Origin of the sequence: Streptomyces sp. NP-1717, from assembly GCF_022695985.1 — a bacterium.
Lineage (GTDB): Bacteria > Actinomycetota > Actinomycetes > Streptomycetales > Streptomycetaceae > Streptomyces.
Genome location: NZ_JAAPBF010000122.1, coordinates 1 through 21,105, shown reverse-complemented (window position 1 = coordinate 21,105; position 21,105 = coordinate 1). Strand labels below are relative to the sequence as shown.

The window sequence follows — 21,105 nt, the reverse complement described above, 5'->3', positions numbered from 1 at the left end:
CCGCGGACTCAGCGCGTGAGCTTCTTGATGCGCTCGTCCGTCGTCTTCCACGCCACGTCCGGGCTCTTGCCCTGCCCCTCGATCAGCTGGAGGCCGGCCGAGAACGTGTCCTTGATCGTGCCGTCCTTGCGCCCGAGGATCTGCTCGTCCGGGATCTCCTTGGCCGCGTCACCGAAGATCTGGCCGATCGGCGCGTCACTGAAGTACTCGGACTTGCCGTTGGCGACCTCGGGGATGTCCAGCGCCGCCTTGGAGGAGGGGAAGTTGCCGAGCTTCTCGAAGATGACGGCCTGCTGCTCGGGCGCGGTCAGCCACGCGATGAGATCGGCGGCCTCCTTCTTCACCGGGCTGTTCTCCATCACCCCGAGGAACGCGCCGCCCCAGTTGGCACCCTTGGGGGCCCTGGCGACGTCCCACTTGCCCTGGTTCGCCGGGCCGGCCTTCTCGCTGATGTGCGCGAGCATCCACGCGGGGCAGACCGCGGTGGCGAAGGTGCCGTTGGCGAGCCCCGGGTCCCAGCCGGGCTGGAACTGCCGCAGCTTGGCGGTCAGTCCGGACTCGGCGGCGTCGGCGGCCAGCTTCCAGGCGTCCTTGACGACGGGGTTGTCGTTGTAGATGAGTTCGCCGTCCTTGTCGTAGAACTGCTTCTCATCGCCGTAGATCATCGCGTTGAACAGGCCGCTGGAGCTGTCCATGAAGGCGACCTTGTCCTTCTTGTTGCCCTCCTTGAAGTCCCGGCCGACGTCGACGTACTTGGCCCAGTCGCCCGCCCACAGCTTCTCCACCTCGGCGCGCTCGGTCGGCAGACCGGCCTGCTCGAACAGGTCCTTGCGATAGCAGACCGCCATGGGGCCGATGTCCGTGCCCAGACCCAGCAGCTTGCCGTCCTCGGTGGTGACCTGGCTCGACTTCCACGGCAGGAAGTGATCGAGGCCGGGCGTCTTGGAGAGGTCGGCGAACTTGTCCGACCGGGTGTCGACCAGTTCCTTGGCCCGGCCTATCTCGATGCCCTGGATGTCCTTGAGGCCGCTGCCCGCGGCCAGATGCGTCTGGAGCGCGGTGTAGTACGTCTGCTCGTCGCCGGCCACGTCGGCCTCGATGAGGATGTCGGGATTCTCCTCCATGTACCGGTCGAGGAGCCCCGACTCCTTGAACCCCATGACACCGAACAGCCCCATGCTGATGACGGTCTTGCCGTCCTTCGTCTTCGCCTCGCCCGTGTCGCCGCCGCCTCCGCAGCCGGCGACGAGCACGAGGGACAGGCCGGCCGCCGCGACCGCGGCGAGCGTCGGAAGGCGCTTCGGCGAACGGTGCGGAGGCCGGTTCGGGAAGCGGGAGGGGAGAGCGGAGAGGGTGGATCCGAAGCGATGACGGGCGGTGCCCATGTGCTTCCTCCTTGCGGGGCGCTCGATGCGCCGAAAGTGACTCACTGAACACACCGGACGCGGGCCCGGCATCCGGTGAACGGGAGAATGGGAGCGCTCCCAGTCGGTTGTGGAAGACTCTGCGGAGAACGTCGCACCGTGTCAAGAGTTGAAGACGTTTCCGTTGCCCGGAGATGTCCGGCGCCGGCCGGTGCGCAGCGGTACGTCGCGGGTCAAGTGCCCTGCGCAGGCGGAACAGGGCCGCCCTCCGGGGCAGAGTTGAGGAGAAGCGATGAGCAGCCGTAAACACCAAGGTCAGCGGCCAACTCTTGAAGCCGTCGCCGAGCTGGCGGGGGTGGGGCGCGGGACGGTTTCGCGGGTCGTCAACGGTGCGCCCGGCGTCAGCGCGAAGGCCCGCGCAGCGGTCGAGACGGCCATCACGGAACTGAATTACATACCCAACCCGGCGGCGCGCAGTCTCGTCACGAGCCGGACGGACTGTGTCGCGCTCGTGATCCCCGAGTCCGAGAGCCGGCTGGCGGCGGAGCCGTACTTCTCCGCCGTGATCCGCGGGGTGAGCACGGAACTGGCCGACACCGAGATGCAGTTGCTGCTCATCCTGGTGCGTGACCGGCGGGAGCTCGACCGGCTGACGCGCTTCGCGGCGGCGCGCCGGGTGGACGGCGTGCTGCTGGTGTCGATCCACGACGACGACCCGCTGCCGGGGCTGCTCGAAGAGATGCGCATGCCGACGGTCCTGGCGGGGCGGCGCTCGCCCGACGAGTCCCTGAGCCATGTCCACTCCGACAACGTGGGCGGTGCGGCGGCGGCCGTTCGGCACTTGATCGACAGCGGACGTACGACGATCGCGACGATCACCGGTCCGCTCGACATGGACGTCGGCAACAGCCGGCTCCGGGGCTGGCGAGAGGCGCTGGCGGCGCGGGGCACGGCGCCGGACGAACGGCTCGTCGCGGTCTCGGACTTCACCGAGGAGGGCGGGCGTACGGCGATGCGCGACCTCCTCGGCCGTGCCCCAGGGATCGACGCCGTGTTCGCCGCGTCGGACGTCATGGCGGCGGGCGCGCTGACCGAACTGCGGGAGCGGGGGCGCAGGGTGCCCGAGGACGTGGCGGTGATCGGCTTCGACGACTCGGTCATCGCCCGGCACACCACACCGGCGCTGACCAGTGTGCGCCAGCCCATCGAGGCGATCGGCCGCTCGATCACGAGACTCCTCCTGGAGGAGATCGCCAAACCCTCGACGGCCCACCGGCAACTCCTGCTGCCGACGACGCTGGTGGTGCGGGACTCGGCATGAGGGCCGTCGACGGGGCGTCCCGGTGGGCGCGGAGGGCGCCTTCGCCACCGGGGTCACGCGCACGGCGGCGTTCCCGGTCGGAACGATCGCCGGCCGGGGGTGAGTCGGCCGGACCGCGCAGGGATCGCCGTGATCACCGTGCCCGGGTCACGTGGCGTCCGGGACCAGCACGACCTTCCCCGTCACCGTGCCGGACTCGGCCAGGGCCATCGCCTCGGCGGCCCGCGACAGCGGTACGCGCGCAGCCACCTGCGGGGTGATCGCGCCGTCGGCGAGCAGGGTCAGCACCTCGGTGAGATCGGCGCGGAGCCGGGCCCGGAAGGCGTCGGCGCGCCGCTTGCCCGCCCAGATGTTGAAGAAGTGGGCGTGCCTGCCGTTGGGCAGCGCGTTCCAGAGCTGGAGCCGGCCGACGACCTTCAGGACGGGCCACTTGGACGAGCCCCGCACGTCGCGGGTGGAGGCCGTGCCGTACGAGACGAGTGTGCCGCCGGGGGCCAGCAGGCCGAACGAGGTGACGATCCCCTCGCCGCCGATGTGGTCGAAGACCGCGTCGACCCCGTCCGGTGCGATCTTGCGCACCTCCGCGGCGAGGTCGTGCGTGCGGTAGTCGATGGGGGCGGCGCCCAGCTCCCGGACGGCCTCCCGGTGCCGGAGCGAGGCCGTGCCGATGACGCGGGCGCCCGCGTGGCGGGCGAGCTGGACGAGGGTGGACCCGACCCCGCCGTTCGCCCCCAGTACGAGTACGGTCTGCCCCTCCCGCACCCGGGCGACGCGGTGCAGCATCTGTGCCGCGGTGATGCCGTTCACCACCAGGGTCTCCGCCTCGGCCGGGTCGACGCCCGCGGGCACCTCGACCAGGTCGGACGCCGTGACGAGCAGATGGCTGGCCCAGCCGCCGGTCTTGGTCAGTGCCGCGAACCGGCGCCCGACGAGAGCGCCGTCCACACCGGGCCCGGCCGACGCGACGGTGCCCACCACGTCGTAGCCGGGGGTGAAGGGGAAAGGCGGCTGGTCGAAGTACTTCCCGCGCCGCATCTGCTGTTCGGCGAAGGAGACGCCGGTGGCCTCCATCGCCAGGAGGACCTGACCGGGACCCGGGGCGGGTACGGGCCGCTGCCGGACCTGGAGTCCCGCCGGTTCCACGACGCCGGGGAGGACGACCTCCGTCATCACTGCCAGGTCTGCGGCCTGCCGCGGTCCGTTCATGACACTCAACTCCTTTGACCATCACGCTTGAGTTAGAAGCTATAACCAAAGTGTCAGACCATTGCACGGCGCTGTCAAGCGGGCCCGGCTCCGAGGGCCGGGACCGCAGGGAGAACGGGGCGGAACCGAGCGGGGGGGACGCGCGTCCGTAAGGGAATCCGCATGATCGCCACGCACCCTCGGAGGACCGCACCCATGCCCCGGACAGCCACCCGCCACCTCTATCTGGCGCGGCACGGTGAGGCGTCGGCCGACGAGAGCGACCTGACCGAGAGGGGCCGCCGGCAGGCCGTACTGCTCGGCGAGCGGCTACGGGGCAGCCCGCTCTCCGCGATCCATCACGGACCGCTGCCGAGGGCGGAGCGGACGGCCCGGCTGATCCGGGAGCAACTGGGTGACGTGCCCTGCGAGTTGACGCAGTCCGAGCCCGCGGGTGACTACATCCCGTATGTGCCGGGGGAAGAGGAGCTGCCGGCGGGGTCCGCCGGTGCCATGCTCAGGCGTCTGGCCGAGTTCCCCGCCGAAGAGCGCCTGGGCGGGCCGGAGTTGGCACGGGCCGCCGTCGCCCGGTTCACCGGGCCGGTGGAGGGCGAGGAGCCCCGCCATGAGCTCGTGGTGACACACAACTTCCTCATCGGCTGGCTGGTCCGCGACGCCCTGGACGCCCCGCCCTGGCGGTGGATGGGGCTCAACCACTGCAACGCGGCGCTGACCGTCATCCGCTACGCGCCGGGCCGCCCCTCGTCCGTGCTGCTCTACAACGACATGGGGCATCTGCCCGCCGAACTCCGCTGGACGGGCTTCCCGCCCGAATCGCGCGTCTGACCGGCGAACCGGCGGGGGCCGGCCGTCGAGGCGGCGGTGCAGCACGTGCGCCGGGACGTTGAGGGAGAAGTGGTGGAGACGCGCCGAAAGAACCGTTGACCCGGACGATCATGACGTTCTCCCCTGTCGCGTTCCCATTCGGTCCGGCGTCCGCACGGGTGTCGGCGTGGCCGTGATCCGGTCGAGCACGGCGGTGTAGAGGGATCGTTTGTCCGGTCGTGCGTGGTCGGCCGCGTGCCGGAGCGCGGAGACGGCTCGCGTGCCCATGCGCGCGAGACCGTCCACCGCCGCTCCGCGAACGGCGGGGTGCGGGTGGTCGAGCAGGCCGACGATCGCGGGGACGGCCGGCTCCCACGCCGCGTGGGTGAGCGTCCGGACGGCCGAACGCACCACGTCCGGCTGCGCGTCGCCCAGCAGCGTCGACGTGTGGGACAGATAGGTCGCCCGGTCGAACAGCGCCCGGGAGGTCCGGTGGGCGTGGAGCCGGACGCGGGGTCGCGGATGGTGCAGCAACTCGCGGATGAGCGCGTGCAGTTCGGGGTCGGTCGGAGCCCCGGCCGAGGCGGGAGCGCCTCGGTGCCGTGTGTTCCGGCCGGGGTGTTCCTCGGTGAGACGGGTGAGGGCCCGGCGGATCTGTTCCGGGCTGCCGGTACGGGCGAGCCGCAGCAGTTCCTGCCGGGACGGCTCGGCCGAGGCTTCCGCCGGCGCCGTGGACCGCGCCCCTTCGCGGGCGCCCTGTCGCCCGGCGCCGGGGTCGAGCAGCGGGCCGTCGACGAGGCGGAGGCCGTCGGCGAGGCTGTCGCGGCCCTCGGCGCGCAGTCGGCGGCGGATCTCCGTGAGCGCGGGCGTGCGGAGCAGCGTACGGCCGGCGAGCAGGTCGAGGTATCCCCACGCGCCGGCCTCGATTCGGTCGCCGAGAATCACGGCGAGCGTGTCCGCCGGTACGGCGTCCAGGACGGGACGGACGGCTTGCGGAGCCCGCCGCCACCACTCCAGGAGCTGGGGCAGGAGCGGTTGAAGCGCGCACGGGTCGAGCCGTACGGCAAGGCGGGCCAGCCGGTCGTACCGGATCCCGGGGCCGTCCCGCTCCGCGTCCGCCAACACGGCCGGCAGGCCGTGCGGTTCGGCGTCGGCCAGGGTGGCTGCGTCGATGTCGAGGTCGACCCGGCCGTGGAGATACGCGCGCAGTACCGCCGAACGGACGTCGGGATCGGGCCACTTGAGCAGCGCGACGGCGGCGGTGCGGCGCCGGTCCGGGTCGGTCGCGTCGAGCATGTCCAGCAGCCGTGCGCGCAGAGCGGCCGAACGCGGCTGATCCAGGTCGTCGGCGCGTACCGCCCGGACCGTTGTCGGCCCGGTGGCCGCATCGTCGGCGACGGCCTCGCCGAGCGTCCAGGGCGGCGTGTCCAGGGGCTGGAGCGCCGTCATCCAGTCGAGGAGGACCGACCGGGTCACGGGGTCTGCGGTGGGGTACGCGTCGGCCAACGCCGCCAGCCGGTCACGGGAGTTGAGCCTGCGCTCGCCCGGTCGGCTCTCCTGGGCGCGGCGGAACTTCTCGGCTTCGGACGGCGCCCTCACGGCGGCGGCCAGTTGGACGCGCCAGGCCCGCGTACCGGCCGTGAGCGCCGCTTCCGTGATCCCGAACGCCTCGCGGAGCACGGAAGCTTCGGCCCGTGCGGCCGCCGCCCGGGTGGCCGCCGCTTCGAGCGCCTGGTCCAGGTCGGCCCGGGTGAGGACCGCGCCGCAGTGGCGCAGCAGGGTCAGAGTCGGGGCGGGCGCTGTGCCGGGCAGCGTGCGTACGGCGTCGGCCACGGCCCGCTTCTCCACCACCGGCAGTGTGGGAGCCAGTTCTTCGAGCACGGACACGAGGTCCTGTCCGCCGTCGTCCGGAGCCGTGCCCTCCGTAAGGCACTTGAGCAGGAGCGGGGTGTGGCGCGCGTAGGTCCGCCGCTCGGCGTCGGACAGCGGGGCCGGGCACAGCCTGAGCGCTGTCCGCACCAACCGTGTCCGCGTGCCGGATGCCGAATCCGGTGTCGAGTCCGGTGTCGAGTCGGCCAGGGCGAGCCAGTCCGCGAGCGTCGGCCGCAGCCTGTGCGACCAGTGGCGCGCGGGCAACTCCCCGCGCCGGGCGATGCGCAGCGCGATCGCGGGCCGCCAGCCGCCGGACTCCAGCGCGGCGATGTCGGAGCGGTGGGACGGCTCCGCGCTGTCGGCCGGGCGCTCCGCGAGGCACTCGCTCAGCAGCCGCCGGGCGCGCGGTTCGTCCGTGCGGTCGACGGCGGCGCGCAGTGTCGCCTCGTAGGCGTCGCCGAGGACGGCGCGCAGGGCGTCGGTGAGCGCGGTCCTGAATCCCGGATTGTCGTGCCGCCCGAGCCAGTTGAGGAGCTGCGGCACCGCCACCGCGGTGCCCGCGTGGATCAGCACCCCCGCCGCGGTCTTCTTGATGTTCATGTTCGGGTGGTCGAGACAGGCGGCGATCGCGCCCGCCGCCCAGCGTGCCCGTGCGTGGCCGAGGGCGAGGAGCGCCTGCCGTACGGTCCTGGTGTCGTCGGCGGTGGTCAGGGTGATGAGGCTCGCCGAGAGCGCCTGCGCGTCGGCGCCGTCGGAGTCCTGGGCGAGCAGTGCGATCACGTGTTTGCGCAGCTGGGGGTCGCGGTGGCGGAGCAGCCGGTGCACGCGTGGCCGGGTGTGCGGGTGGGGGATCCGGGTGAGCAGTTCGAGGAGGAGCACCCGCTCGCCGTCGGTCGGCTCGGGGCGGCCGAGCAGATCGAGTGCCATGGTCGCGGCGAGTGCGTTGCCCGCCGCTTCGGCGTCGGCGGCGTCGAGCAGACAGACCGGCCGGATCCTGCGCCGTGCGTGGAGCCGGCGGCCGAGGTCGCGTACGGCGTCGAGGACCTCCCCGGGGACGACGGGCTCACCCGCCGGCCCCCGGCCGGCGCCCGAATCGTGCGACTGCCGCGAGGGCGGCCGTTCGGTCGACGTCCGCTCCGAAAACGCGAGTTCGGCGACGACGCGCAGCAGGAGGTCGGCGATGACCGGGAGCGTACCCACGCCGCCGTGGGCGGCCAGTCCGCGGAGCGCGGCCACCGGTTCGTCCCGGTTCGCGCGAGCGCCGAGGAGAGCCAGTTCGCCCTCGTCGGGTCCGCCGAGATCGGCGGCGATCCGCGCGGGCAGTTCGGCGGGATCGAGACGTACGAGGAGGGCGCGACGGTCCGCCGGGTCCTCGGTGAGCTGCCAGAGGAGTTCGAGTGCCCGGTGCCGTACGGCGCGCAGGTGCGGTGCGACGGTCCCCGGCGGCAGGTGCGGCGCGATGACGCTCTCGCCGTCGGCCCCGGCGAGACCGAGCCCGTCCCGGAGCGCCGATACGGTACGCCGTCCCCCGATGGCCTCCAGGGTGCGCAGGACGCTCGCGGGCTCGGTCGCGAGGCGGGCCAGTACGGTCTCTTCGGCGGCCGTGTGCCGCAGTGCGCGCAACGCGTCGAGGAACGGCCGTGGAGACGAAGTCGCCGCGAGGTTACGGGTGATGGCGTCGCCGACGGGAAGCTCTCCGGGGTCGCCCGTCTCACCCGTGCCCTGTCCCGCCAGCGCGACCAGCAGGGCGAGCCTTCGCGGCCAGCTCGGATCGTCGGGCGGGGCGTCGGTCAGCAGCCGGAACATGTCCTGTCGGCAGGTGTACAGGATCGTCGCGATCTCGCGCGGGGCGACGGCGTGGTCGGCCAGCGCGAGTGCGACGACGGCGGGGACGTCGGGCCCGGTCACGAAGTGGCCGCGCCGGTGGAGCCCGCGCAGACAGGCCACGGCCGGCTCACCGAACAGCAGTGGGTCGCGGGCGGCCACGGCTGTCAGCTCACGGATGTCGTCGCGTGTCGCGAGCGGGCCGAGCAGTTCCAGCGCGCGGCGTCGCAGCCGGGGCGGCAGGTCCGGGTCGTCGACGACCTGTCGCAGCGTGCCGGCGTGGCCGTGCCGGGCGAGGGCCGTGAGTGCGGCTTCGGCCACGGCGGGCCGTTCGGTCGCCTCCGGGGCGGTCAGCGGCCCGGACAGGCGGCGCGGCGGCACGGGTTCCAACGTCGCCCAGGGCTCGGCGAGTTCGGTCAGCGCGGCGACGACGGTCGCGGGCCCGGCGGTGCGTCGGTCGTCGAGGTCGAGCAGCCGCAGCAGGTGGGCGCGGACGAGCCCGACCGCGAGCACTCCGGCGTGCAGCCCTTCCCGGGCCAGCCTCAGCGACTCCCCCACCAGCACCGGGTCGCCGCTGTCGAGCAGTTCCGCCACAAGTTGTCGCGGGTGAACGGCGGTTGCGATGCCTGTCTCCCGTACGGCCTGGTAGAGCGGTTCGCTCGCGGGCTCGCGGCGTACAGCGGTGGGATCGTTGGCCGGCGCGCAGCCAGGCGATCCGTACGCGTACGGGGAAGCCGGCCGTGCGCCACGACGGGACGCGGCCGGCGAGGGCGTACGGCGCCGGAAGGTGCGGTCCGAGCCGTGCGTACAGCTCGGCCAGGACGAGCGCGTCCTCCGCCGGCCAGGCGGCGGGTTCCGCCGCCGACAGCGCGATGGGCAGCAGAGCGGCGAGCGGCTCGTACGCCCCGGCGGAGCCGCCGACGACGCCGGCGACCCGCTCACCGAGCGCCGCCAGCCCCAACGACCGTACGCGCGGGTCCTCGTGCCGCAGAAGCCGTTCGAAGGCGCCCGGCGGGCAGAGCGCCGGATCCAGCAGCCCGGCCGACCGACGCACGTCCGCCCACCGCAGCGCGTCCTCGAATGCCTCGTCCCCCGGCGTCATGCCGGTCGATACTAGGGCGTGTCGCGAAGGCCCCACCAGCGGAATTCGACGGCCACGGCGATCAGGAGGCCGGCAGGCATGCGCGTGGTGATGACGAGCGTCCCGGCGCGGACCGGCCGCACGAACGAGGACTTCACGGGCGCCGTACCGGCCGCCGCGGTGCTGATCGACGGCGCCGGGATCCCCGGCACCGAGTCGATCTGCCGGCACGGCGTGGCCTGGTACACGGGGCACCTCGGCGGCAGCCTCCTCGGTCTGCCGGCACGGCCGCCGGACCGCGCCCTTTCGGCGCTGCTCGCCGAGGCGATCGACCGGGTGACGGACGCGCACCGGGACACCCGCGACGTCGCCTCCTCCATCAGCCCCTCGGCGGCTGTCGCCGTCCTGCGCGTGTCGGACGGCCTCGTGGAGTACCTCGTCCTCGGCGACTCGGTCCTCGTCCTCGACCGGGCGGACGGTGCGCCGCTCGTCGTCTCCGGCCCCCGGGAGGAGATCGTCTGCGAGCCTTACCGGTCCGCGCTCAAGGGCGTCACGGAAGACGGTGAGGAGTACCGTCGCGTCCTCCGGGGCCTCCGCTCCAACCGGAACCGGCCGGGCGGCTTCTGGGTCGCCAAGGACGACCCCCGGGCGGCGGACGAGGCGCTCACCGGAAGCTGTCCGGTCCCCGGGCTGACCGGCGCCGCCCTGCTCAGCAACGGGGCGAGTCGCCGCGTGGACCTGTTCGGGCTCGCCGACTGGCCGGAGGTCCTGACGGTGCTGGCGTCGGGCGGACCCGCCGAGATCGTCGCCCGTGTCCGCCGGGCGGAGTCCCGCCGCGCCGTTGCGGCGGACGACGCGACGATCGCGTACTGCACCGATCCCGGGGAGGTCTGAGCCGATCCTGAGCGCGGTGGAGCCAGGATCGCCTACGCCTCGGCAGCCAGGCTCTTGACCGTGTCCGCGAGGGCGTCCCACGACTGACGGGCGTCGGGGGTCGGGCCGTGCGGGGCGCGGAGCAGGGTGAGGAATTCGGCGATGTCGTTCAGCGCCCAGCGGAGGCGGTAGAGCGCGAGGGCCGACGGGTCCGGTGTGCGGCCGGTCGACTCCTCGTACCTCGTGAGGTCGTCCGGGCCGTCCGCCACCAGCCACAGATCCCGTTCGGGGACCGCGAGGCCCACGGTGTCCCAGTCGAGCAGCAGCCGCCGCTCCCCCGCGCGCAGCACATTGCCGGGGTGCGGTTCGCCGTGGGTGACGACGAGTGGGGCGCCCCCGGCCTTCAACTCGCCCGCCCGCCGGTCGAATTCGTCGAGTCTGTGGCGCACGGCGCCGGCGTGGTCCGCGAGCAGGTGTCTCGCCGGTTCGGCGTACGGGCCGAAACCGTGCCAGGGGTCTCCCAACTCCGCCAGCGCGGCGAGAAGTTGGGGGCGGGTCGCAAAGTCGGGCGGAAGTGCGCGGGCGGAGGGCGGCGGGGCCGTGCGGTGCAGTGCGGCGAGCAGGTCCACGAGGAGGCTTCGGTCGTGCGGGGTGAGGGTCTCACCGAAGTGACCCGCCGTGCCCGAGATGAGCGGGAACACGCTCACCGCGTGCCCGGACCCCAGCCGTCGTACGGTCTCGGCGCCGGCCGTGCGGACCGGGGCGACGACGAAGTCCAGGCGGCCGTCCGGCTCCCCGTCGCGCAGCGCCGCGGCGGTGTCCATGGCGTCCCGCAGTCCGCGGAAGGCGGCCTCGGTCCCGTCCCCGTACCAGCTCTTCCGGGTCAGGTCGGCGACGGTCACGAACCACCGGCGGCCCCGGGTGTCGGTGGCGCTCCAGTGGTAGTCGCCGAAGCCGACGGGCGCGTACCGCCAGTCCACGGTGTCGATCCCCCACGCCCGCAGGGCATCACGCACGTCGGAGTCCTGGATACCGGCGGGTCGCTCTTCCATGCCGGTGAAGGTAGTGGGCCGCCGCCGTACCCGCACATCGTTAATCAGGTGGAGGGCGGGGCGCGGGGCTGGTAGTTTGCCGATCATGAGCAGCCCCGAGTCCGACAGACTCAGGCCACCGGTCGCCGGTGGCTGATCCGTTGTCGAGTTGACGCCGTACGACCTCGCCGGTCGTGGGTGAGCGCTCGGTATGGCTTGTTGCCGCCGGTCCCCGTCGTGTGGGCCGCTCCCGACACCCTTCGTGTCTTCTGATCCGTACGAGCCGTTCGGCTGTCCGCCCGTGAACCGACCGGGTGATCCGGGCAGTTGTCGGCCGCGACGGGTCCCTGTCGTGTCGCCGTGCGCCGTGACGAACCGTCACGGCGCACGGGTGCGGCCCACCTCCCCCTCGCGTCACCCCGCGGTTCTGTCAACTCCCGCTGCTTTCAATGGGGTTCCTTCATGCCATTCGCTGTGTACGTGCTCGGGCTCGCTGTCTTCGCCCAGGGCACCTCCGAATTCATGCTGTCCGGGCTGGTCTCGGGCATCGCCGCCGACCTTGAGGTGTCCATCCCGGCCGCCGGGCTTCTGACCTCGGCATTCGCCGTGGGGATGGTGATCGGCGCGCCACTGATGGCGCTCTTCAGCCGTACGTGGCCACGGCGCCGCGCACTGCTGACCTTCCTCACGGCCTTCGTGGCCGCGCACGTCGTGGGCGCCCTCACCCCGAGTTACGAGGTGCTGCTCGCGACCCGGATCGTCGGGGCGCTGGCGAACGCCGGGTTCTGGGCGGTCGCCCTGGTCGCCGCGATCGCGATGGTCGAACCGGCCGCACGGGCGCGCGCCACGTCCGTCGTGGTCGGCGGCGTCACCGTGGCCTGTGTGGTGGGCGTGCCCGCCGGGGCGCTGCTGGGCGAGCATCTGGGGTGGCGGGCGGCGTTCTGGGCGGTGGCGGTCGTGTCGCTGCCGGCCCTCGCGGCGATCGTGGTGTCGGTCCCGGACGAGCGCCCCACGACTTCGGGCGGGGACGCTCCCCAAGCGTCCGTGGCGTCCGTGGCGTCCGTGGCGTCCGAAAGCCCCTCGGTTCGCGCGGAGTTGCGTTCGCTCACCGGCCGTCGCGTGCTGCTCACCCTGCTGACGATGGCACTCGTCCAGGGCGCGACGTTCTGCGCCTTCTCCTACCTGGAGCCGCTGGCCACCCGTGTCACCGGACTCGGCGCCGGGTGGGTGCCCGCCCTGCTGGCCCTGTTCGGGGTGGGGTCGCTCGTGGGCGTCACCCTTTCGGGCCGCGTCGCCGACGCCCGGCGGAACACGCTCGTCGCGGCGGGCATGGCGTCGCTGGCGCTCGGCTGGATCGCGCTGGCGCTCGGCGCCATGAGCCCGGTGGCCACGGTCGCGCTGGTCTTCGTCCAGGGGATGCTCGCGTTCGGCACGGGGTCGGCCATGATCTCCCAGGTGTTCCAACTCGCGCCGGGCGCACCGACCTTGGCCGGTTCCTTCGCGACCGCCGCATTCAACATCGGCGCCGCGGCGGGCCCGTGGCTCGGCGGGCTCACCATCGACGCGGGCTTCGGCTTCCGGTCACCGGTATGGGTGAGCGCGGCGCTGATGGCCCTGGCGCTGACGACGGCGGCCGTCACCCGTCTTGCTTGCCCGCTTCCGCTCACGAAAGCTACAGTCGTAATGAAAAGCTAGACCCTCTAAGCAACGAAGGGCCGCACCTGTGCCGGTCGGCAAGGACAGTCCTCGGCAGCGCTACCGCCATCACGTACGCACGGAGATCAAGCAGGCCGCGCTGCGGCAGATCGGCGACGGCGGTCCCGCATCCCTCAGCCTCAACGCGATCGCGCGGGAGCTGGGGGTCACCGGACCGGCGCTCTACAAGTACTTCGGCAGCCGGGACGCCCTGCTCACCGAGCTGATCCTGGAGGGCTACGAGAGTGTCGCCGCCGCCGTGCGGGCCGAGGCCGCCCGCACGGCGGAGCGTCCGGCGCGGGAGCGGCTGCACGCGCTGGCCGGCGTGTACCGGAAGTGGGCCGTCGAGGCCCCGCACCTGTACCAATTGCTGGCGGGGTCGCCGTCGCCCGACTACGAGGCGCCGGCCGAGACGGTCGACAGCGCGCGGGCCGTCCTCGGCCCGTTCCTGGGGGTGCTGGCGGAGGGCTCCGCCCGGCCGGCGGCCGACGCCCTGGAGGCCGAGCTGCGGGTCTGGGCGCAGAGCACACCGGCGGTCGCCGACTGGGTACGGGAGAACGCCCCCGACGCGGATCCCGGCCGCGTCCTCGCCGGCTCTGTCGTCGTCTGGTCACGGATGCACGGGGTGGTCAGCCTTGAGATCCAGGGCCAGTTCGGGGGCATGGGCCACCGCGGGAGCACCCTGTTCACCTCGGAGATCGACGCCCTCGCCGACGCGATGGGCCTGCCGCCGGACCCGAACGCCTGACCGGCGCGCCGGGCGCGGGGCCGGGAGCCCCGGCCCACGGCCCCGATCCGCCGCTTTCTGTCACACCGGGCCTGTCCCGTCCGTCATCACGGTGAGGGAACGCACCGACGCGACGGGTCGAGAGGTACGGCGATGGACGAGAACGAATTCCTGGCGCGACGCTTCGAGGCGCACCGGACCCATCTGCGGGCGGTGGCCTACCGGATGCTCGGCTCGCTGAGCGAGGCGGACGACGCGGTCCAGGAGGCGTGGTTCAAGCCGCACCGTTCCGACACGAGCGACGTCGAGAATCTGGCCGGCCGGCTGACGACGGTCGTGGGCCGCGTCTGTCTGGACATGCTCCGCTCGCGCGCCTCCCGGCGTGAGGACCCGCTGGAGGAGCGCGTACGGCTGCCTGATCCGATCATCAGCGGCGCGGGCGGCGTCGACCCCGAGCACGAGGCGCTCCTCGCGGACTCGGTCGGCCTGGCGCTGCTCGTCGTACTCGAAGCGCTGGCCCCCGCGGAGCGGCTGGCCTTCGTCCTGCACGACCTGTTCGCCGTGCCCTTCGACGAGATCACCCCGGTCGTCGGGCGCACTCCGGCCGGGGCGCGGCAGCTCGCCAGCCGGGCCCGGCGGCGGGTGCGGGGAGCCACACCGGCGCCCGAACTTGATGCATGTCAACGCCGGGTTGACACTCCTGTCGCTGTCAACCTAAGGTTGACACATGACGCACCCCATCCGGCTCGACGATCTGATCGAAGCCATCAAGAAGGTTCACACCGACGCCCTCGACCAGCTCTCCGACGCGGTCATCGCCGCGGACCATCTCGGCGACGTGGCCGACCATCTGATCGGCCACTTCGTCGATCAGGCACGACGCTCCGGCGCCTCCTGGACCGACATCGGGCGCAGCATGGGGGTCACCCGGCAGGCCGCCCAGAAGCGGTTCGTCGCGAAGACTCCCGGCGAGGGACCGGACCTCGACGCCAGTCAGGGGTTCAGCCGCTTCACCGACCGGGCCAGGAAGGTGGTGATGGCCGCCCAGGAGGAGTCACGCGCCGCGGGCAACGACCAGACCCGGCCGGAGCACCTCACGCTGGGGCTCCTGAGCGAGCCGAAGGGTATCGGCGCGCGTGCGATCGTCGCGCAGGGCGTGACCCCGGAGGCCGTACGCGACGCGGTCGAGGCGATCCTGCCGCCGGCCGTCCCGAGCGTGCCCGAACTGATTCCGTACGACGCGGGCGCGAAGAAGGCCCTGGAACTCACCTTCCGCGAGGCCCTTCGCATGGGGCACAACTACGTCGGGACCGAGCACATCCTGCTCGCCCTGCTGGAGTTGGAGGACGGCAAGGGGGTGCTCAGCGGGCTCGGTGTCGACAAGTCGGCCGCTGAGGCGTTCACTTCCGAGGCGCTGGCCGCCTTCATCGCGGCGCAGGAGAACGAGTAGTCCGCGACGAGCGGTCCGTGAGGAGACCGCTCACGGCACGGCCGGTCCCGGCGCGCCCACGGGGGCGTGCGCCGGGACCGGCCGTGCCGTACGTACGCGGGTCCCCGGGGCGTACCGGTCAGGGGCGTCCCGCCGCCGGGATCTCCTCGCCCGCCGGGACCGGCCCCGGCGGTGTGCCGTCCCCGAAGGGCCGGCCGCCCAGCTCCTCGCGGTGGTGGGGCGTCAGCCAGCCGGAGAGATCGGGCCCCAGAGGGACGATACGGGTGGGATTCACCCCGGTGTGCACCATGTAGTAGTGCCGCTTGATGTGGTCGAAGTCGACCGTGTCGCCGAAGCCGGGCGTCTGGTAGAGGTCCTTGACGTACGCGTGGAGGACGGGGTCCTCGGCCACCTTGCGGCGGTTGCACTTGAAGTGTCCGTGGTAGACGGCGTCGAAGCGCACCAGCGTGGTGAACAGCCGGATGTCGGCCTCGGTGATGGTCTCCCCCACCAGATAGCGCCGGCCGGCCAGCCGCTCTGACACCAGCGCGAGCCGGCGGAACACATCGCGGTACGCGCGCTCGTACTCGCTCTGCTCCGCCGCGAAACCGGCCCGGTACACACCGTTGTTGACGTCCCGGTAGATGCCCTCCATCACCTCGTCGATCTCGTCGCGCAGCGGCTCCGGGTAGAGGTCGGGCGCCCCCGGCCGGTGCAGCGCCGTCCACTCGGTGGCGAGGTCGAGCGTGAGCTGCTGAAAGTCGTTGGTGACGAGTTTCCCGCTCGGCACGTCCACGATCGCCGGCACACTCACGCCGCCGGGGTAGTCCGTCTCGCGTGCGTCGTACGCCTCGCTGAGGTAGCGGATGCCCAGGACGGGATCGCGATCGCCGGGATCGAGGGTGAAGCGCCAGCTGCGGTCGTCCTGGATCGGGTCGGTGACGGCGAGGGAGAGCGCGTCCTCCAGACCGAGCAGCCGGCGTGACACGAGGGCGCGGCTGGCCCACGGGCAGGCCCGGCTCACCACGAGCCGGTAGCGGCCCGCCTCGACGGGCCAGCCGTCGCGGCCGTCGGCGGTGACACGGTCGGCGAAGTGGCTCCTGGACCGTTTGAAAGGCTTCTTGCCGTACGAGGCGTTCCCTTCCGTTCCCGAGCCTTCCGTTTCCTTTCCCTCCGATCCCTTGCCCTGCGTACCCTTCCCGTCCGTCTTGCCTGCTTCCGTGGCGCCGGTCGAGTCGTTCATGGCCATCCTTCCCCGGTTCGGGCCCCCCGCCGTGAGCCCGGGGCCGGACCTCGATCATCGGCGGAACGCTCTCCCGGGCTCTGTTCCACGCTGTCCAGTGCGCGCGGAAACACACGTACGGAGGCGCGGGCGGAGGGGAAGGCGACGGGGTGGACCGCCCGGTCTATAGTTCTTGATCGCTTGATCTCACGCACCATGGAGAGGTTTTCCGCCCCATGAACGCAGTCAGTGACACCGCCGGTGACGACGACCGCGCGTTTCTCGACCGCATCGCCGATCGCCTCGCCGCGCTGCCCGCCGTCAAGGCCGTGACGCTCGGCGGCTCACGTGCCCAGGGCACCGAACGGCCTGACAGTGACTGGGACTTGGCCGTCTATTACGAGGCCGGCGGCACGGAGGTCTTCGACCCGGCCGATCTGCGGGCGGTGGGCTGGCCCGGCGAGGTCTCCGAGATCGGCGGCTGGGGTGGCGGAGTCTTCAACGGGGGCGCGTGGCTGACGGTCGAGGGCCGCAGTGTCGACGTGCACTACCGCGATCTCGCAGTGGTCGGGCGCGAACTGGCCGAGGCGGAGCAGGGCCGCTTCCATCTGGAGCCGCTGATGTTCCACCTCGCGGGCATTCCCAGTTATCTGGTCGTCGCCGAACTCGGCATCAACCGGGTGCTGCGCGGAGAGCTGCCCCGCCCCGGCTATCCGGCGGCGCTGCGCGAGACGGCACCCGAACACTGGCTCGGCAACGCGCGTATGACGCTCGGGTACACGAAGGCCAATCATGTCCCGTACGGGCGGCTCACCGAGGTCGTCGGCAATCTCGCCATCGCCGCGACACAGACGGCGCACGCCGTGCTGGCGGCGCGCGGTGAGTGGGTGACGAACGAGAAGACGCTGCTGCGGCGGGCGGGGCTGCGGGACGTCGACATGATCACGTCGGAGCTGAGCACCGATCCCGGGGAGCTGGCGGGTTCGGTCGCCGAGGCCGAGGCGCTGTTCGCCTCGGTGTCCGCGTACTGAGCGGCCCGAGCGAACCTGGCGACCCCGGCGACCGGGCGGACTCGGCTCTCAGCCCCGCCGCAGCCATACGGCGGTGTCCGCCGGAAGCCGCCCCTCGTCCGTCAACCGCCCGCTCGTCAGGACCACTTCCGCCGGCCCGAAACCCTCCGGGAGCTGAAGTGGATCCGCCCCGAAGTTGACGGTGCACAGCAGCCCGTCGCCCCGGTCGAACGTCAGGTACGGAGCGCACGGCGGTGACAGCAGCCGCAGCGCGGCGCCGTCCGCCACCGCGCGCGAGGTGTCGGACCGCCGAAGCCGCAGCGCCGCGCGGTACAGCCTGAGCATCGACCGCGGATCGTCGCCTTCGGCGTCCGCCGTCAGCCCCTCCCACCCCTCCGGCTGCGGGAACCAGCAGTCGGCCGCGGGCGCGGAGGAGAACCCGTACGGGGGACTACCGCCTTCCCAGGGCAGCGGGACACGGCAGCCGTCCCTCCCCCGCTCGGCGCCTCCCGATCTCCGCCACACCGGATCGCGCAGCCGATCGTCCGCCAACTCCACCTGGGGCAGCCCCAGTTCCTCACCCTGGTAGACGTACGCCGTGCCGGGCAGGGCCAGCATGAGCAGCGCGGCGGCCCGCGCCCGCCGCACCCCGGCCGGCCCGCCGCCGTACCGGGTGACCGGGCGGACGGCGTCATGGCTGGAGAGCACCCAGGTCACGGGGGCGCCCACGGCCGCCATGGCGTCGACGGACCCGGTCACGACCGCGCGCATCGCGGCCGGATCCCACGGGCACTCCAGGAACGCGAAGTTGAAGCTCTGGCCCATCTCGCCCGGGCGTACGTACCGCGCGAGCCGGCCGGGATCGAAGACGGCGGCCTCGGCGACGAGCAGCCGCTCCCCGGGCGGCACGGAGCCCGGCGGTCCGGCGGGGTGCCGGGCGAGCAGCGCGTGCCAGCTCCGGTAGAGGGGATGCAGCTCCTCGCGGTCGTAGTACGGCATCAGATGATTGCGCGCCGGGTCCTGGTGCTGGCCGGGGCCGGCGTCGGGCAGGGCCGGGTCCTTGAACAGCGCGTGCGCGACATCGACACGGAAACCGTCCACGCCGTGGTCCAGCCAGAAGCGGAGGATCCGCTCGAACTCGGCGGCCACATCGGGGTGGTGCCAGTTGAGATCGGGCTGCTCGGGCGCGTGCAGATGCAGATACCAGTCGCCGTCGCGCGTACGTGTCCACGCGGGGCCGCCGAACGCGGACCGCCAGTCGTTGGGCGGCTCCTGCCCCCGTACGCCACGGCCCGGCCGGAACAGGTAACGGTCGCGGACCGCGCCGCCGGCCGGCGCCGCCAGTGCCTCGCGGAACCAGGGGTGCGCGTCGGAGGTGTGGTTGGGGACCAGGTCGACCAGCACCTTGAGGCCCAGTGCGTGCGCCCGCTCCGCGAAGGCGCCGAAATCGCCGAGGGTGCCGAGGTCGGGCGCGACCGCGGTGTGGTCGGCGATGTCGTAGCCGGCGTCGGCGAGCGGGGAGGGGTAGAACGGCGTGAGCCATACGGCGTCCACGCCGAGGTCGCGCAGATACGGCAGCCGGGCGGTGGCACCGGGCAGATCACCGGTGCCGTCGCCGTCGGAGTCCGCGAAGGAGCGGGGGTGGATCTCGTAACAGACGGCGTCGCGCCACCACGGCCCGGCCGCCCCCTCCCCCGCGGCGCTCATCCGGCGCGCTCCAGGCGGGCGACGCCGATGTGCGCGTCGGCCATGCCGTAGAAGACGTGCCGCACTCCGTCGAACTCCTCGATCGCCGTGGGGAACACGACGTTCGGCACGGTGCCCGAGCGCTCCTCCTCCGTCTCGGGCGCCATCAGCGGCTCGGCCGAGCGGGCCAGCACCACGGCCGGGTCGGCGGGATCGAGGATCATCGCGCCGGCCGCGTAACTGACCTGCTGGTTCTGTGCGAAGGGGTCGTCGATGGTGCCGGAGACACCGTGGTGGATGAGCAGCCAGCCCTCCTCGACACGGATCGGCGCGGGACCGGCGCCGATCTTCAGGCTCTCCCAGGGGTACGCGGACAGGGCGACCAGCCGGTGGTCGCGCGGCCGGGTCAGGGCGGTCAAGTCGCGCTCCACCTCGGCGGCGGGCACGTAACTGATCCAGATGCCGGGCCGTTCGTCGGTCAGTCCGGCCGGCAGGTGGACGCCCTCGCCGGGGCGGAACCAGCCGAGGTCCCACATCGGGCGGTGCAGCATCGCGTACGCCGGTTCGCCGTCCGGCCCCGGGACCGGCTCCGGGAAGTGCACGACGTCCTTGTTGGGGAAGAGGTTGAGGTCGGTGTCCAGGTCCGGCTGGTAGCCGAACTGGACCGGCCCGAGCCGCCGCCAGTGCGTGAGGTCGTCGGAGACGGCGAGCGCGGGCTTGGGGCCGAGCGGGCCGTAGGCGACGTACGACATGACGTGCAGAGCGAGTGCCGGGATCCAGGTGACGCGGGGGTCCTCGACGCCCGCGTTGTTCTTGCCGCGCTCCCAGCCCGCGTCGGGGGCGAGGACGACGCCGCGCCGTTCGACGCCGGTCGGAACGCCGTCGGTGAGGACGACCTCGGCGAGGCCCACCCGCGAGACGTTGCCCGCGGACACCAGCCGTGGCAGCAGATGCGGTGTGCCGTCGGGTGTCCGCCCGGAGGCGGGGTTGAGGACTCCCTCGGCCTCGTTCGCCTCACCGGGGATCGGTGACATCACCACGCCCTGCCGCACGAGGCGGTAGGGAATCGTGGTGCCGGGGGTGCGGGGGGAAGTGGCGCTGTGGTGCACGGTGGGTCAGCCCTTTGTTCCGGAGTCGATGTCGGTCTGGGTGAAGTGGCGCTGGAAGAGGAGGAAGAGGACGACGGCGGGTACGGCGAGGACGCAGGCGCCCGCCATGAGCGCGCCGGTCGGGTTGGCGACGGTGCCCTGGAGGTTGCTCATGAATCCGGCGAGGGAGACGGCGAGCGGCTGCATGTCCGCGTCCTTGGTGACGAGGAAGGGCCAGAGGAACTCGTTCCACGGTCCGATGAAGGTCAGCAGGGCGCCGCTGAGCAGCGCGGGCCTGACCATCGGGATCGCGATCTGCCACAGGATGCGCGGTTCGCTCGCGCCGTCGATACGGGCCGCTTCGAAGAAGGTGGCGGGGATCTGGAGGAAGAACTGGCGGAAGAGGAAGACGGCGGTGGAGTTGATCGCGAACGGCAGGATCATCCCGAGGTAGCTGTCGCCGAGCCCGTAGTCGCGTACGACCAGGACGTACAGGGGCAGCATCAGCAGTTGGAAGGGGATGGTCTGGACGAGGAGCAGTACGGCGAAGAGCGTGCCCCGGCCGCGGAAGTGGAGCCGGGCGAGGGCGTATCCGGCGAGTACGCCGAAGACCATCGTGCACAGCAGCACGCCCATGGTGAAGACGCCGGAGTTGACGAGTGAACGGCCCAGCGAGATGGCGCCGTTGATGCTCCCGTAGTTGCCGGTGGTCGTGTTGCCGGGGCGCGGGAGCGCGCCGTCGAGGTCGCCACTGGTGATCTTTCCCAGTGAGCCGACGACCATGTAGTAGAAGGGGAAGAGGAAGGCGACCGCGCCGAGGGTGAGGACGGTGAGGCGCAGCGGACGGCCGCCGCCGACCATGGCGCGGTGTA

Annotated in this window: 16 protein-coding genes and 1 pseudogene; 9 read left to right on the top strand and 8 right to left on the bottom strand. The window is 72.5% G+C overall.

Going from position 1 to position 21,105, the window contains the following annotated elements; all coding sequences use genetic code 11:
- Positions 1–8: 8 nt before the first annotated feature.
- Positions 9–1,385, bottom strand: a complete 1,377-nt coding sequence (locus tag GXP76_RS22555; protein WP_242573395.1) for an ABC transporter substrate-binding protein — start codon at positions 1,383–1,385, stop codon at positions 9–11.
- A 271-nt stretch (positions 1,386–1,656) separates the two neighbouring features.
- Here GXP76_RS22555 and GXP76_RS22550 point away from each other — a divergent pair, with 271 nt between their 5' ends.
- Positions 1,657–2,685: a LacI family DNA-binding transcriptional regulator gene (locus tag GXP76_RS22550; protein WP_242573394.1), complete on the top strand. Its 1,029-nt coding sequence runs from the start codon at positions 1,657–1,659 to the stop codon at positions 2,683–2,685.
- A gap of 147 nt (positions 2,686–2,832) precedes the next feature.
- Here the strand turns inward: GXP76_RS22550 and GXP76_RS22545 are convergent, their stop codons facing one another.
- Positions 2,833–3,891, bottom strand: coding sequence for a medium chain dehydrogenase/reductase family protein (locus tag GXP76_RS22545; protein ID WP_242573393.1), 1,059 nt, complete (start codon positions 3,889–3,891; stop codon positions 2,833–2,835).
- Positions 3,892–4,086: 195 nt separating this feature from the next.
- Between GXP76_RS22545 and GXP76_RS22540 the strand changes: the two genes are divergently transcribed.
- On the top strand, positions 4,087–4,716 hold the full coding sequence (locus GXP76_RS22540; protein WP_242573392.1) for a histidine phosphatase family protein: 630 nt from the start codon (positions 4,087–4,089) through the stop codon (positions 4,714–4,716).
- Positions 4,717–4,824: 108 nt separating this feature from the next.
- Here the strand turns inward: GXP76_RS22540 and GXP76_RS22535 are convergent, their stop codons facing one another.
- Positions 4,825–8,985 carry a HEAT repeat domain-containing protein gene (locus GXP76_RS22535; RefSeq protein ID WP_242573391.1) on the bottom strand — a complete coding sequence of 1,387 codons (4,161 nt, stop codon included), beginning with the start codon at positions 8,983–8,985 and terminating at the stop codon, positions 4,825–4,827.
- An 88-nt stretch (positions 8,986–9,073) separates the two neighbouring features.
- Between GXP76_RS22535 and GXP76_RS22530 the strand changes: the two genes are divergently transcribed.
- Together GXP76_RS22530 and GXP76_RS22525 are read left to right on the top strand one after the other, a co-directional pair.
- The gene (locus GXP76_RS22530) at positions 9,074–9,508 is read left to right on the top strand and encodes a hypothetical protein (protein WP_242573390.1); all 435 of its coding nucleotides are present in this window, start codon (positions 9,074–9,076) and stop codon (positions 9,506–9,508) included.
- 63 nt (positions 9,509–9,571) lie between these two features.
- Positions 9,572–10,366, top strand: coding sequence for an integrase (locus GXP76_RS22525; RefSeq protein WP_242573389.1), 795 nt, complete (start codon positions 9,572–9,574; stop codon positions 10,364–10,366).
- A 32-nt stretch (positions 10,367–10,398) separates the two neighbouring features.
- Here GXP76_RS22525 and GXP76_RS22520 read toward each other — a convergent pair whose 3' ends face one another.
- Positions 10,399–11,397 (bottom strand): phosphotransferase, encoded by a 999-nt coding sequence (locus GXP76_RS22520; protein ID WP_242573388.1) that lies wholly within the window; start codon positions 11,395–11,397, stop codon positions 10,399–10,401.
- A 441-nt stretch (positions 11,398–11,838) separates the two neighbouring features.
- On the opposite strand from GXP76_RS22520, the gene GXP76_RS22515 reads away from it, so the two are divergent.
- The 4 genes and pseudogenes from GXP76_RS22515 to GXP76_RS22500 all read left to right on the top strand — a co-directional run bounded on the left by GXP76_RS22515 (position 11,839) and on the right by GXP76_RS22500 (position 15,248).
- The gene (locus GXP76_RS22515; RefSeq protein ID WP_242573387.1) at positions 11,839–13,071 is read left to right on the top strand and encodes a Cmx/CmrA family chloramphenicol efflux MFS transporter; all 1,233 of its coding nucleotides are present in this window, start codon (positions 11,839–11,841) and stop codon (positions 13,069–13,071) included.
- Between the two features lie 28 nt (positions 13,072–13,099).
- Positions 13,100–13,819, top strand: coding sequence for a TetR/AcrR family transcriptional regulator (locus GXP76_RS22510; protein ID WP_242573386.1), 720 nt, complete (start codon positions 13,100–13,102; stop codon positions 13,817–13,819).
- Positions 13,820–13,951: 132 nt separating this feature from the next.
- A pseudogene (locus GXP76_RS22505) lies at positions 13,952–14,488 on the top strand (sigma factor); the annotation flags it as partial.
- A 37-nt stretch (positions 14,489–14,525) separates the two neighbouring features.
- Positions 14,526–15,248, top strand: a complete 723-nt coding sequence (locus GXP76_RS22500) for a Clp protease N-terminal domain-containing protein (RefSeq protein ID WP_242573385.1) — start codon at positions 14,526–14,528, stop codon at positions 15,246–15,248.
- 118 nt (positions 15,249–15,366) lie between these two features.
- On the opposite strand, the gene GXP76_RS22495 is transcribed toward GXP76_RS22500, so the two are convergent.
- A complete protein-coding gene (locus GXP76_RS22495) occupies positions 15,367–16,470 on the bottom strand; it encodes a glutathione S-transferase family protein (protein WP_242573384.1) in 1,104 nt (367 codons plus the stop codon).
- Between the two features lie 215 nt (positions 16,471–16,685).
- Here GXP76_RS22495 and GXP76_RS22490 point away from each other — a divergent pair, with 215 nt between their 5' ends.
- The gene (locus GXP76_RS22490) at positions 16,686–17,480 is read left to right on the top strand and encodes a nucleotidyltransferase domain-containing protein (protein ID WP_242573383.1); all 795 of its coding nucleotides are present in this window, start codon (positions 16,686–16,688) and stop codon (positions 17,478–17,480) included.
- A gap of 48 nt (positions 17,481–17,528) precedes the next feature.
- Here the strand turns inward: GXP76_RS22490 and GXP76_RS22485 are convergent, their stop codons facing one another.
- The 3 genes from GXP76_RS22485 to GXP76_RS22475 all read right to left on the bottom strand — a co-directional run bounded on the left by GXP76_RS22485 (position 17,529) and on the right by GXP76_RS22475 (position 21,094).
- The gene (locus tag GXP76_RS22485; RefSeq protein ID WP_242573382.1) at positions 17,529–19,166 is read right to left on the bottom strand and encodes a glycoside hydrolase family 13 protein; all 1,638 of its coding nucleotides are present in this window, start codon (positions 19,164–19,166) and stop codon (positions 17,529–17,531) included.
- Entirely contained in the window at positions 19,163–20,179 is a 1,017-nt protein-coding gene (locus tag GXP76_RS22480) for a glycosidase (RefSeq protein WP_242573397.1), read from the bottom strand. The genes GXP76_RS22485 and GXP76_RS22480 overlap by 4 nt, the downstream gene beginning before the upstream one ends.
- A gap of 81 nt (positions 20,180–20,260) precedes the next feature.
- Complete coding sequence (locus GXP76_RS22475; protein ID WP_242573396.1) at positions 20,261–21,094, bottom strand: carbohydrate ABC transporter permease; 834 nt, start codon at positions 21,092–21,094, stop codon at positions 20,261–20,263.
- Positions 21,095–21,105: the final 11 nt, after the last annotated feature.